The 12,617-nt window shown below is 63.2% G+C and carries 11 protein-coding genes; 7 read left to right on the top strand and 4 right to left on the bottom strand.

Annotation, left to right across the window (positions count from 1 at the left end):
- Position 1: 1 nt before the first annotated feature.
- On the top strand, positions 2-1,024 hold the full coding sequence (gene cuyA, locus CENROD_RS06610) for a D-cysteate sulfo-lyase (RefSeq protein WP_022773109.1): 1,023 nt from the start codon (positions 2-4) through the stop codon (positions 1,022-1,024).
- 35 nt (positions 1,025-1,059) lie between these two features.
- On the opposite strand, the gene CENROD_RS06605 is transcribed toward cuyA, so the two are convergent.
- A complete protein-coding gene (locus tag CENROD_RS06605; protein WP_051360327.1) occupies positions 1,060-2,364 on the bottom strand; it encodes an AmpG family muropeptide MFS transporter in 1,305 nt (434 codons plus the stop codon).
- 66 nt (positions 2,365-2,430) lie between these two features.
- Here CENROD_RS06605 and apbC point away from each other — a divergent pair, with 66 nt between their 5' ends.
- A complete protein-coding gene (gene apbC, locus CENROD_RS06600) occupies positions 2,431-3,516 on the top strand; it encodes an iron-sulfur cluster carrier protein ApbC (RefSeq protein ID WP_022773103.1) in 1,086 nt (361 codons plus the stop codon).
- Positions 3,517-3,632: 116 nt separating this feature from the next.
- On the opposite strand, the gene CENROD_RS06595 is transcribed toward apbC, so the two are convergent.
- Positions 3,633-4,589, bottom strand: coding sequence for a tetratricopeptide repeat protein (locus CENROD_RS06595; RefSeq protein ID WP_022773100.1), 957 nt, complete (start codon positions 4,587-4,589; stop codon positions 3,633-3,635).
- A 50-nt stretch (positions 4,590-4,639) separates the two neighbouring features.
- Here CENROD_RS06595 and purE point away from each other — a divergent pair, with 50 nt between their 5' ends.
- From purE to CENROD_RS06580, 3 genes are read left to right on the top strand one after another with little or no spacing between them, the layout of a single operon-like run.
- Entirely contained in the window at positions 4,640-5,134 is a 495-nt protein-coding gene (purE, locus tag CENROD_RS06590) for a 5-(carboxyamino)imidazole ribonucleotide mutase (RefSeq protein ID WP_022773097.1), read from the top strand.
- Complete coding sequence (locus tag CENROD_RS06585) at positions 5,131-6,360, top strand: 5-(carboxyamino)imidazole ribonucleotide synthase (RefSeq protein ID WP_041193347.1); 1,230 nt, start codon at positions 5,131-5,133, stop codon at positions 6,358-6,360. The genes purE and CENROD_RS06585 overlap by 4 nt, the downstream gene beginning before the upstream one ends.
- Positions 6,361-6,377: 17 nt before the next feature.
- Complete coding sequence (locus tag CENROD_RS06580) at positions 6,378-7,403, top strand: L-threonylcarbamoyladenylate synthase (protein WP_022773091.1); 1,026 nt, start codon at positions 6,378-6,380, stop codon at positions 7,401-7,403.
- Between the two features lie 53 nt (positions 7,404-7,456).
- Here the strand turns inward: CENROD_RS06580 and CENROD_RS06575 are convergent, their stop codons facing one another.
- The gene (locus CENROD_RS06575; RefSeq protein ID WP_022773088.1) at positions 7,457-9,085 is read right to left on the bottom strand and encodes a peptide chain release factor 3; all 1,629 of its coding nucleotides are present in this window, start codon (positions 9,083-9,085) and stop codon (positions 7,457-7,459) included.
- Between the two features lie 174 nt (positions 9,086-9,259).
- On the opposite strand from CENROD_RS06575, the gene CENROD_RS06570 reads away from it, so the two are divergent.
- Positions 9,260-10,912, top strand: coding sequence for an alpha-D-glucose phosphate-specific phosphoglucomutase (locus tag CENROD_RS06570; protein ID WP_022773085.1), 1,653 nt, complete (start codon positions 9,260-9,262; stop codon positions 10,910-10,912).
- Here the strand turns inward: CENROD_RS06570 and CENROD_RS14510 are convergent.
- Complete coding sequence (locus tag CENROD_RS14510; RefSeq protein ID WP_274518140.1) at positions 10,905-11,033, bottom strand: hypothetical protein; 129 nt, start codon at positions 11,031-11,033, stop codon at positions 10,905-10,907. The genes CENROD_RS06570 and CENROD_RS14510 overlap by 8 nt on opposite strands.
- An 83-nt stretch (positions 11,034-11,116) precedes the next feature.
- On the opposite strand from CENROD_RS14510, the gene glgA reads away from it, so the two are divergent.
- Entirely contained in the window at positions 11,117-12,565 is a 1,449-nt protein-coding gene (glgA, locus tag CENROD_RS06565; RefSeq protein ID WP_022773082.1) for a glycogen synthase GlgA, read from the top strand.
- Positions 12,566-12,617: the final 52 nt, after the last annotated feature.

Here is a 12,617-nt window from a genome sequence, read left to right as displayed (position 1 = left end):
TATGAACCTCAGCGCTTTCCCCCGCGTATGTCTGACCCGGACACCGACACCGCTGGAATTCCTGCCCAATCTGACCCGCCATCTGGGTGGGCCAAACCTGTACATCAAACGCGATGACACCGTCGGAGTGGCTTTGGGCGGCAACAAATCCCGCAAACTCGAATTCCTCCTCGGTGAGGCGCTGGCGCAAGGCGCCACCCATATCGTTACGCAGGGCGCCACCCAATCCAACCATGTGTCGCAAACCATTGCAGCAGCCAACCGTGTAGGGCTGCCCTCCACGGTGCTGTTGGAAGAGCGTGTCAGCAATGCCCACAGCGACTACTACCAGAACGGCAACGTGTTGTTGGACCAAATCCTGGGCGCGACGATCGAAACCCGGCCTGGCGGCATCGATATGAATCAGGAGCTGGTTTCCGTGGGCGAGCGCTTGCGGGCGGCGGGCGAGCGCCCCTACCTGATCCCCGGTGGCGGCTCCAACGCCGTGGGGGCGCTGGGCTATGTGGTGTCTGCGAACGAAATCGTCGCGCAAGCCAATGCACAGCAACTCCGCATCGACCACGTGGTGCATGCCACGGGCAGCACAGGAACCCAAGCCGGGCTGGTCGTGGGCATGGAAGGGTCGAACAGCCACATCCCCGTGCTGGGAATCAGCGTGCGCGCTGCCCGCGAACAGCAGGAAGAGAACGTCCGCAAGCTCGCGCGCCAGACCTGGGAGCTGCTGCGCCTTCGCGGCGACTTTCCCGACGCAGCGGTCCAAGTCGATGCAGACTATGTGGGCGGCGGCTATGGCATCCCCACAGACGGGATGCTCGAAGCCGTGCAAATGCTGGCGCGGCTCGAAGGCATCCTGCTCGATCCGGTCTATACCGGCAAGGCCTTTGCGGGCCTGCTGGACCTGATCCGTCAAAGGCGATGGAAAGCGGGCGAAAACATTGTGTTCGTACACACGGGCGGGGTCGCAGGCCTTTTTGCGTACCGCAGCGTGCTCGCACCCACACCGGCTTTCGCAAGAAAAATATAAGGCAAGCCATGGCGCAGCCCCTACTGAAATAGGTTCTAAGGCTTGCCTTGCGCACGCGCAGCCAGCCACAGCAACCCGAGCACCGGCACGCCGAGCAGCGCAGTCCCGACGAAAAAGACGGGGTACCCGAAGAGATCGACGACGTGGCCGGAGTACCCTGCCACAAACTTCGGCAACAGCAGCATGATCGAGCTGAGCAGGGCATATTGCGTCGCGCAAAACTGCACGGCAGTCAGCCCGGAAAGGTAGGCGACGAAGGCTGCGGAAGCCAGCCCCCCGGCCAGGTTGTCTGCGGATACGACGAGGATTAGCCCATGCACATCGGCCCCCTTCCCAGCCAGCCAGGCGAACAGCAGATTGCTTGCCGCGCTGGAGGCTGCGCCGAGCAGCAATACCGGGAACATACCCCAGCGCAGAACGAGCACGCCGCCCAGAAAGGCCCCGGCGAGGGTCATGGCCGTTCCATAGACTTTGGTGACGGTGGCCACTTCGCTTTTGCCGAACCCCATGTCCACGTAAAAGGGATTGGCCATGATGCCCAGGACGATGTCGCTGATGCGGTACGTCGCAATCAAAGCCAGGATGAGCGCCGCGTGCCAGCGGTGGCGGTGCAGAAAGTCGGCAAAGGGTTCGATGAGCGTCTCCCGCAGCCATCGTGCGGGGCCGACACGGCGAGGCGGGGGAATCGTCGAGGGTTCGCGTGACCAGAGCACGGTACCCACGCCGATAAGCATCGTCAGCGCCATCGTCTGGTACGCCAATCGCCATGCGGTGTGCTGGTACCCGGCAGTGGCGGCATCCTGGAAGTACGCTGCCAGCCAGAGGGTCCCTGCTCCCGCCCAGATCATCGCCAGCCGGTACCCGGCCTGGTACGTGGCGGCCAGCGCTGCCTGCCGGTCGGTGTCTGCGGATTCGATGCGAAAGGCGTCGATCACGACATCTTGCGTTGCGGAGCCGAACGCGACGAGCAGCGCACTCCATACCAAGGTGGGCAAAGTGGTGCGGGGGTCGCTCCAAGACATAGCGAACAACCCCGCGACGATCAGCCCTTGCGAGCACAGCAGCCAGCTTCTGCGTCGCCCCAGCAAGCGTGTCAGGATCGGAATGGGAAGACGATCGACCAGCGGAGCCCATGCCCACTTGGCGGCGTAGGCCAGCCCGACCCAGCTCAGGTAGCCGATCGTCGTGCGGTCGATGCCGGCTTCGCGCAGCCAGAACCCCAGCGTGCCCAGCACCAGCAGCAGCGGCAGTCCTGCGGAAAATCCCAGCGCCAGCATGTGCAGGGCGGCAGGTTCCAGATAGACCTTCCAGGCCTCGGAAAAGCGACGAATGGCATGCATGCTGGGAAAGGAAAAGAAAGGCCCGCACAACCCGACGGGGATAATTTCCGCCAGAAGGAGCAAATCATGACCATACCCCAAGAAGCCGTACTCGCAGCGCTGCGCAGCGTCGCCCACCCGTACACGGGGGGCGATTTCCTTGCTGCGGTGCGCAATCTCCACATCGATGACGGCGATGTTTCCCTTGATCTGGAACTGGGCTACCCCGCAGCCAGCCTGCTCGAAGGCTGGTGTACTGCGTTGCGCGAGGCCGTGCAGCGGGTCGAGGGGGTACGACGGGTCGACATCCATCCCCAGCTCCAAATCCAGGCGCACGCAGTGCAGCGTGGGGCCAAACGGATGCCTGGCGTCAAAAATCTCCTGCTGGTCTCCTGCGCCAAGGGTGGGGTGGGCAAAAGCACGGTGGCCGTCAATTTGGCCGTTGCGCTGGCTGCGGAAGGCGCGCGCGTAGGGTTGCTCGATGCCGACGTGTACGGCCCCAGCGTTCCCACGATGATGGGGCTGGACGAGCGCCCGCACAGCGTTGATGGCGACACTCTCGAACCCCTGTTACGCCATGGGGTGCAGTGCATGTCCATCGGCTTGCTTGCCGGGCGTGACGAGGCCATGGTATGGCGCGGGCCGATGGCTGCGCGAGCCTTCGAGCAACTACTGCGCCAGACGCGGTGGGACAACTTGGATTACCTAATCGTCGATATGCCCCCTGGAACGGGAGACATGCCGTTGACCTTGGCGCAGCGTGCCCCGGTAACGGGCACCGTCGTCGTCACCACGCCGCAAGAAGTCGCGCTGCTCGATGCGCGCAAGGGGATACGGATGTTCGAAAAGGTCGGCGTGGCCGTGCTGGGGGTGGTCGAAAACATGGCTGCGCACGTTTGCAGCCAGTGTGGGCACGTCGAAGCGTTGTTTGGCGCGGAAGGCGGGCGCAAGCTGGCCGAGGAATGCAACACCACGCTACTCGGGAGCCTGCCTTTGTCGCTGGATGTGCGTGTCCAGGGGGATACCGGCATGCCGATAGCCATTGCCGATGCAGACACCCCGACAGCACGGAGCTTTCGCATGCTGGCGCACCGCGTGGGGCTGGCCGTGGCTGGCCTGGGCAAAGACTATTCGGAAAAATTTGGCACGATCGAAGTCGTGCATGGGGGCTAATTGAGCCAGGGCACCGAATGTGCGAGGCCCGGCGCCCTGAATAGCGCCGCAAAATTGCGCCGCAAAATAGCGTCAATATCGCGCGACTTCCGTCGCTCCTGCAACGGATGCAACGGTTAGTTCAGCACCATGCTGAGGCGGCGGCGGTAGGTGGAGACCAACGCAACCTGGGGGTCTTCCTGTTTGGCAGGCCCGGAGAGCACCTCGATGCCCCCGGCTGTCTTGCCTGGTACCGGGGCATTGCCCTTGGCGGGGGGGGGCGTGAGCAATTCGAGGATCGCGACCACGGTTTTGCGTGGGGCTTCGTCGGCCCATTTCTTGTCACGCATGACGATGTCGAGCAACTCGTCCATTGCTTTCGTCCACTCGCGGCGCTGCATCAGCCAGCGTGCTTTGGCAAAGCGGGTGTCGAAGTCGCGGGGGTTGGCGCGAATCTTCTCGTCGAACTGCTCCGCGTTCCAGTCGCGGTAGGGGCCTTCCAGCGTGGCGCGAATCGCTTCGACCCAGTGCGCCAGCGCCTCAAAAGCCAGTTTGCGGGGAATCTCCGACAACTTGGGCGCCAGGGCAGACTGCGCGCCGTCGAGATCCCCGGCATCGATGAGCAACCGCACGTAGCGAAAGCGGAGATCGTCGTTGGTGGAATCCATCTCCAGCGCTTCGGCCAATCTGGCGAGGGCTGCGTGGTGGTCTCCGGATTCGAGCAATGCGTCTGCTTCCTCGGTTTGCGCGCTGGCGGCGAGGGCCTCCGGGGTGGGCAGGTGCTTATCGAGAAAGGCGCGAACCTGCGCGGCGCTCTGTGCTCCGGCAAAGCCGTCTACGGGCCTGCCGCCGATCATCAGGATGCAAGTTGGGATGCTGCGCACCCCAAAGGCCTGCGAGAGCTGTGGCTCCTCGTCCGAATTGACTTTGGCAAGGAGGAAGCGCCCGTTGTACTCTTTTTCTACCTGCTCCAGCACGGGGCCTAGAGAGCGACACGGCCCACACCAGGCGGCGTAAAAGTCGAGCAAAACCGGGGTATCCAGGGAAGCTGCGGCGACTTCGGTCTCGAAATTGTCTAGGGTAACGTCGAACATGGGATGACAGACAGCGACAATGAAAGCTCCAAATACGGAGCGGAGGTGCGATGAAATCCTTGCAAGTGGGAGTGCTGATGGGGTCAGTCTCAGACTGGGACACCATGCAGCACGCGGTCGCCATTCTCCAGCAATTCGGTGTGGCCCATGAGGCCAAGGTCGTCTCAGCGCACCGAATGCCTGACGATATGTTCGAGTATGCGCAAACTGCCGTGGCCCGGGGGCTGAAAGCACTGATTGCCGGTGCGGGCGGCGCGGCGCACTTGCCGGGGATGCTTGCCGCCAAGACGACCTTGCCCGTCCTGGGGGTGCCGGTACCCTCGCGGCATCTGCATGGGGTGGATTCGCTGCACAGCATCGTCCAGATGCCACGGGGCATTCCGGTGGCCACCTTTGCGATCGGCGAGGCCGGCGCGGTCAATGCCGCGCTATTTGCCGTGGCGTTGCTGGCCAATTACGACATCGTCTTGCGCACGCGGCTGGAAGACTTTCGCGCACAGCAAACCCACGCTGCACGGTCGTCGGTGCTGCCGGATCAACCATGAACATGCGCTGCCACCTCCCTGGATCGGTACTTGGTGTGCTCGGCGGCGGGCAGCTCGGTCGCATGTTCGTGCATGCTGCCCAAGCCATGGGTTACGCCACCGCCGTGCTTGATCCTGATCCCGCCAGTCCGGCAGGGTTGATTGCCCACCACCACATTCGCACCGGCTACACCGATACCGTAGGGTTGACCGAGATGGCGCAGCGCTGCGCCGCAGTGACGACTGAGTTCGAGAATGTCCCGGCATCGTCGATGGAGACTCTGGGGCAATCGTTGCCTGTCCGACCTGCCGCACAGGCCGTGGCCGTTGCGCAGGATCGAATCCTGGAAAAAGCGCAGTTGTGTGCGTGCGGTGTTCCCGTCGCACCCTACGTGGTCGTGCAATCGACGGATGACCTCACTGCCATTGAGGATGCGCTGTTCCCCGGCATCCTCAAAACCGCCCGACTGGGTTACGACGGCAAGGGCCAGGTTCGCGTGATGCATTCCTCGCAGCTTGCGCGGGCCTGGGAAAGCCTGGGCCGCGTGCCCTGCGTATTCGAAAAAGCCTTGCCGCTCGACTTCGAGTGCTCGGTGCTCGTGGCGCGTGGCAGTGACGGATGCTGTGTGCATTACTGGCCGCAGCGCAATGTGCATGATGGGGGCATCCTGGCCGTGACGCGGGCGTATTTCGGGAATATGGATGCTGCCATTGCCCACCAAGTAATCGCGTTGACGGAAACCATCGCCACAAAGATGAACTATGTCGGCGTGTTGTGCGTCGAGTATTTCGTCCTCCAGGCAGGCACGCCGGAACACGCATTGCTGGGCGCTGTCGTTGCCAACGAAATGGCGCCTCGTCCCCACAACAGCGGTCACTACACGATCGATGCCTGCGATGTCTCGCAGTTCGCGCTGCAAGTGCGTACCCTGGCCGGGTTGCCGTTGGTGCAGCCGCGCCAGCACAGTGCTGCGGTGATGCTCAACCTGCTGGGCGATTTGTGGCCGGGTGTCACCAGCCCGCAGGGTGCCCAAGCAGGCGCTGCGGCATCAGAAGCTGGAGAAACCGGCTCGCCGCCGTGGGACAAGGTGCTTGCGTTGCCGGGGGCGCATCTGCACCTCTACGGCAAACCGCAGCCGCGCCCCGGCAGGAAGATGGGGCATCTGACGCTCACCGCCCCCACCGCAGACCAGGCAAACGCTACCGCGCTGGATGCGGTGCATCTGCTGGGGCTGCGTGAGTTTTGAGGTTCCAAGCGCCTTGCATGATCCTGCCTGGGGATTCGCCACAAGCCATTGAGCAATGCGCACGCCATCTGCGCGGTGGCGGGCTGGTGGGGTTGCCTACGGAAACGGTATACGGCTTGGCAGCGAATGCGCACGACGATGCTGCTGTTGCACGCATCTTTGCCGCCAAGGGCAGACCTGCCGACCATCCCCTCATCATCCATGTGGCGGGCGTGCAGGCGTTGGGCCACTTTGCGCACGGTGTCCCGGCGTATTGCACGGCGTTGCTGCAAGCGTTCTGGCCCGGGCCGTTGACAGTCGTGTTGCGCAGAAATACGGGGATGGCGATGGCGGCGTCGGGGGGGCATGGCACGATTGCCTTGCGTTGCCCCGCGCACCCCGTGGCGCAAGCCTTGCTGGCCAAGCTGGCCGATGCCGCTGCGGGCGGTGCATGTTGGGGATCGCAGGTATGGGGGCTGGCCGCGCCCAGTGCCAACCGCTTCGGCAAGGTCAGCCCGACTACGGCGCAGCATGTGGCCGAGGAATTCGGGGAGGCTTTCCCCGTGCTCGACGGCGGCCCCTGCGCCGTCGGGATCGAATCGACGATCGTCGACTGCACGCACGACCGGCCTGTGCTGTTGCGCCCTGGGGTGTTGACCGGGCAGGCGCTGCACGAAGCGTGCGGAGTCGCCTTGGCTGCCCCTACACAGGCGCAGCAACCGGTTCGGGCGCCGGGAACCCTGGCCTCGCACTACGCGCCGCGTGCGCGGGTTCGGTTGCTGGAGGAACAGGCCTTGCGTGATGCACTGCATACCCTGCCTCCGACTGCTGCACAACGGGTGGCAGTCTGGTCACGATGGGAGGATGCCCCCACGGCGATCCGCCAATGCACGATGCCCGATGTCGCCGCCGAAGCAGCACGGCAACTCTTTGCCGTGCTGCGGAACTACGACGCAGAAGGCGTCGAAGAAATCTGGGTGCAAACCGTTCCCGACTCTCCAGAGTGGGAGGGAGTGCGGGATCGCTTGCAACGGGCTGCGGCGACGTGGACGCATACCGATTGACGCGGGATCCACCCCCGCCGTTCCTCGCCCCTCGCCAATCCATCTCTCACCAATCAATCCGCTGCCGCTTGCAGCGACAACCCTGCGTGTTCGCGCAGCGGGTGGAAGTGGATGTGGGGGAAGCGCTCCTGCGCAAGCCGGATGTCGTACGGGCTGGTGCAGAGAAAAGCCAGGGCGTCGGAGGCATCGCGTGCCATGCGCTGGGGGTAGGCGTCGGTGAACGCACGCAACTCCGCAGGGGTATCTGCCGTGATCCATCTTGCGCCCATGTACGGGCAGCCTTCGAGCTGCACGGCGGTGTCGTATTCGGTCTGCAAGCGGTGTTGCACCACGTCGAATTGCAGTGGCCCTACCGCTGCGAGCAGGGCGTTGCCCCCGATCTCTGGGCGAAAGACCTGAATCGCGCCTTCCTCGCCAAGCTGTGCCAAACCTTGCTGAAGCTGTTTGGTACGTAGAGGGTTTTTGAGGAGGACGGTGCGGAATAGCTCTGGGGCGAAGAAAGGCAGGCCGGTGTAGAGCAACTGGATCGACCCGTCGGTGATCGTGTCTCCCAATTGCACACCCCCGTGGGTGGTCAGGCCGACGATGTCGCCGGCGTAGGCTTCGAGCACGGCTTCGCGGCGTTGGCTCATGAAGGTGACGACGCTCGTCGGGCGCAGTTCCTTGCCTGTTCGCAGCACCTTGAGACGCATCCCCGGCGCATAGTGGCCGCTGACGACGCGAACAAAGGCGATGCGGTCACGGTGGTTGGCATCCATGTTTGCCTGCACCTTGAAGACCACGCCGGTGAACGCTGCGTCGTCCGGCTGCACGACGAGGGGCTTCCGATCCGGGATCGACAGCCCCGTTCGGGGACACGGCGCGGGGGCGAGATCGACGAGCGCGTCGAGCACTTCCCGCACGCCGAAGTTGTTGACCCCGGAGCCGAAAAACACCGGAGTTTGGCGCGCAGCCAGGAACTCCGCATGGTCGAAGGCTGGGGTGGCCCCCATCGCAAGCTCCAGGCTTTCTGCGGCATGGGGCCAGGTGGAGGGAAAGCGTTGGTGCAGGGCGGCCGCATTGGTCAGCGGCAGCGTTGCAAAGTCCTGTGGACGCCGATCCGACCCCGGTTCGAAGACTGTCATCGTCTGCGTGTGCAGGTCGACGATCCCGCCGAAGGTTTTGCCTTGGCCCACCGGCCACGTCATCGGTGCGCAGGGCATACCCAGTTCGCGCTCGACCTCGTCGAGCAGGTCCAAGGGATCGCGTACCTCGCGATCCATCTTGTTGACGAAGGTCAGGATCGGGGTATTGCGCTGGCGGCAGACTTCGATGAGCTTGCGCGTTTGCGACTCGACCCCGTTGGCTGCGTCGATGACCATCAGCGCGCAATCGACGGCGGTGAGCACCCGGTAGGTGTCTTCGGAAAAATCCCGGTGCCCAGGGGTGTCGAGCAGGTTGATGACATGGTCGCGGTACACCATTTGCATCACGCTCGAAGCTACGGAAATGCCACGCTGTTTTTCGATCTCCATCCAGTCGCTCGTCGCATGGCGCGTGGCCTTGCGTGCCTTGACGCTACCGGCGATCTGAATCGCGCCGGAAAACAGCAGGAGTTTTTCCGTCAGCGTGGTCTTGCCTGCGTCCGGGTGCGAAATGATGGCGAAAGTCCGACGGCGACGGGTTTCCTGGGCAAAGGACACGGGGAATCCTTGAAAGAGGGAACAGGCAAGAGGGAAAAGGCTGGGCGCCTATCCCATAGTATCCACGCCATTTCCTGGCATTTGGCGGTGCATTCGCTTGGGGCACAATGCCGAAGCGCCGTGCCCTGGAAGAGCATCGGGGCGGCGCAGTAAGCCTTTGAGGAGAGCGCCAACATGACCATTCAGTCCATCGCCACACAGCCTTTCGACGGGCAGCGCCCGGGAACCTCGGGGCTGCGCAAGAAGACGTCTGTGTTCTTGCAGCCGATGTACCTCGAAAACTTCGTGCAGGCGTTGCTGGATGTGCTCAACGACTCCCTTGCAGGGGGCCAGGCGCTCCTGGGCAAGACCTTGGTTTTGGGCGGGGATGGGCGGTACCACAACAGCGTGGCTGTCCAGACCATCCTCAAGATTGCAGCAGCCAACGGTTTGGGGCGCATCCTGTTGGGGCAGGACGGATTGTTGTCCACGCCTGCGGCGAGCGCGGTGATTCGCAGTCGCAACGTTTTTGGCGGGATCGTCCTGTCTGCCAGCCACAACCCTGGGGGGGTGGAAGGCGACTTTGGCATCAAGTACAACGCTGGCAATGGGGGGCCTGCCCCCGAGTCGCTCACCGAAGCCGTGTACGTACGGACGCAAGCCATCACGCAAGTGCGGATCAGCGATGCACCCGATGTGCCGATCGATCAACTCGGCATCCATTGGGTGGAGCGGATGCGTGTCGAAGTCATCGATTCCGTCGCCGATTACGCCGCGCTGATGCGGTCTCTGTTCGATTTCGGGATGTTGCGCGGGATGTTTGCGCACGGATTTTCGATGCGGCTCGACGCGATGAACGCCGTCGGGGGGATTTATGCCAAAGCCATTCTGGAAGGGGAACTGGAAGCGCCGCACGGCACGGTCGTCAACGCTGTTCCGCTCGAAGACTTCGGCGGGCTGCACCCTGACCCTAACCCCGTGTACGCCGCCGATCTTGTCGCGCACATGGCTGGCCCCAATGCGCCCGACTTTGGCGCCGCGCTCGATGGCGATGCCGACCGCAACATGATTCTGGGGCGCAACTTTCTCGTCACGCCTTCGGATAGCCTAGCCGTGCTGACCGCCCAGGCGCGTTGCATTCCTGCGTACCACGATGGGTTGCGCGGGGTGGCGCGGTCGATGCCTACCTCCACCGCAGTGGATCGGGTGGCCAAGGCACTGGGGATCGATTGCTACGAAACGCCTACAGGCTGGAAATTCTTCGGCAATCTGCTTGATGCCGACAAGGTGACGATCTGCGGCGAGGAAAGCTACGGCGCAGGCTCCAGCCACGTCCGGGAAAAGGATGGGCTATGGGCCGTGTTGTGCTGGCTCAGCCTGCAAGGGGTAACGGGTTCTTCCGTCGAGACCCTGGTGCGCGAGCACTGGAAGACGTATGGGCGCAATTACTACTCTCGGCACGACTACGAGGGCATCCCCACCGACGCTGCGCGTGCCCTGATGGTTGCGCTGGAAGAGCAAGGCGCTGCGCAGCAGGGAAAGCAGTTCGGGCCGCGTGTTCTCACCCAGGCGGACAACTTTGCTTACACCGACCCCGTGGACGGATCGCGGGCTGCCGGGCAAGGTATCCGCTGGATCTTCGACGACGGATCGCGGATCGTGTTCCGCCTGTCGGGTACGGGAACGCAGGGGGCGACCCTGCGGGTGTACTTTGAGCACTACGAGGCAGATCCGCTGCGCCAGAACGAGCCTACCCAGCAGGCCCTGGCGGATTGGATCGACTTGGCCCAATCGCTAGGCCAACTTCGTGAACGAACGGGGATGGATGCCCCTACCGTGGTCACTTGATGGGTATCGAATCGCTGCGTGCGCTGGCAGCTTGGGGAAGGGCTGCTGCGTCGATGTCCATGCCCGTGTTGCCCTGGTGTGCCCGAAATGGGGCAAGAGTGTGGGCCAGGTTATGGGCCAAGTTATGGGTCCGGTTATGGGCAGGAAGGTGGGCAGGAGTGTGGGCATGTGGGCTAGGGCAGTGCTGCCGGTAGGGATGGTGCCGTGAGGGTTTTGCAAGTTAGTGCGGAGTTGTATCCCCTCGTCAAAACGGGGGGATTGGCGGACATCACCGGGGCGCTTCCTGCTGCGCTGCAAAGCGCGGGGTGCGAGGTCCGCGCCGTCCTGCCCGGCTTCGTGGGCGTGATGGTGGATCTGCAGGATTCCGTCCTGCTTGCGCATGTCGAAGCCCCCTGGGGGGAGCGCGTGGCCGTGCGATATGGTCGCTTGGCGACCATCAATCTGATGGCCTACGTCATCGACGTTCCCGGGTTGTATTTGCGCCGGGGAACGCCCTACGAGGACGAATACCGCCAGCCCCACGGCGACAACCATCGCCGCTTTGCCCTGTTGGGTTGGGTGGCAACCAAGCTTGCGTATGGGCTGGACCCTTTGTGGCAGCCCCAGGTGGTCCATAGCCACGACTGGCATGCGGGCCTGACCAGCGCTTACATGGCGTTCGTGACGCCGAAGGTACAGCGCGTTGCCAGTATCTTCACGATCCACAACCTGGCGTACCAGGGGGTGTTTCCGCCCAGCTACTTCTTTGATTTGGGTCTTCCACTCGAAGCATTCGGGGTCAACGGCGTCGAGTTCCACGGGCAACTGTCTTTCATGAAGGCAGGGTTGTTCTACTCGGACTACATCACGACGGTCAGCCCGACCTATGCACGCGAAATTCAGACCCCCGAGCAGGGGTGCGGACTCGACGGGCTTTTGCGTGCCCGTTCCGGTGCGCTGGTGGGAATCCTTAACGCGGTCGATGAATCCGTCTGGAACCCTGCTATCGATCCGCACATCCCTTTTTGCTACGACGCACGCACCCCATACGACAAGGTGCTGTGCAAGGCTGACTTTCAGCGGCGCGTGGGCCTGACCGTCCAGAACGAGGCACCGCTGTTTGGCATCGTCAGCCGACTGACAGAGCAAAAAGGGTTGTATCTGGTGCTGAGCGTGCTCGATACGATCCTGGGCCGTGGTGGCCAGCTTGTCGTATTGGGCACGGGGGATGCCTGGCTCGAAGCCGTGTTCCGCGAGCGCGCTGCGGCGCATCCGAAGTCGGTCTCCGTATGCATCGGCTACGACGAACCCTACGCGCACCGGGTGTTTGCTGCGACCGACGTCACGCTCGTTCCTTCGCGGTTCGAGCCTTGCGGGTTGACGCAAATGTACGGCTTGAAGTACGGTAGCCTGCCCTTGGTACACAGGGTGGGGGGGCTGGCTGATACCGTCATCGACTGCACGCTCGAAGACTTGGCGAATGGCTTGGCCAACGGTTTCGTTTTCGACGAGTTCACGATTCCGGCGTTCGACCGCGCCATTCTGCGGTCGTTTGCGCTGTATGGCAGGAGGTACGAATGGCTGCGCGTGTGCGAGTGCGCTATGCAGCAACGTCTGGGCTGGGAGACTGCTGCCCAAAAATACAAGGCGCTGTACCAGCAGCTTTGCGAGTGATCATGGACACGGGTGTGGAGCGTGGTGTCCCGTATCGTTACCGGGAAGGGGT

This window comes from Candidatus Symbiobacter mobilis CR (assembly GCF_000477435.1).
Classification (GTDB): Bacteria; Pseudomonadota; Gammaproteobacteria; order Burkholderiales; family Burkholderiaceae_C; genus Rhodoferax; species Rhodoferax mobilis.
The sequence above is the reverse complement of the archived record's forward strand: the minus strand, read 5'-3'. Positions and strand labels throughout refer to the sequence as shown.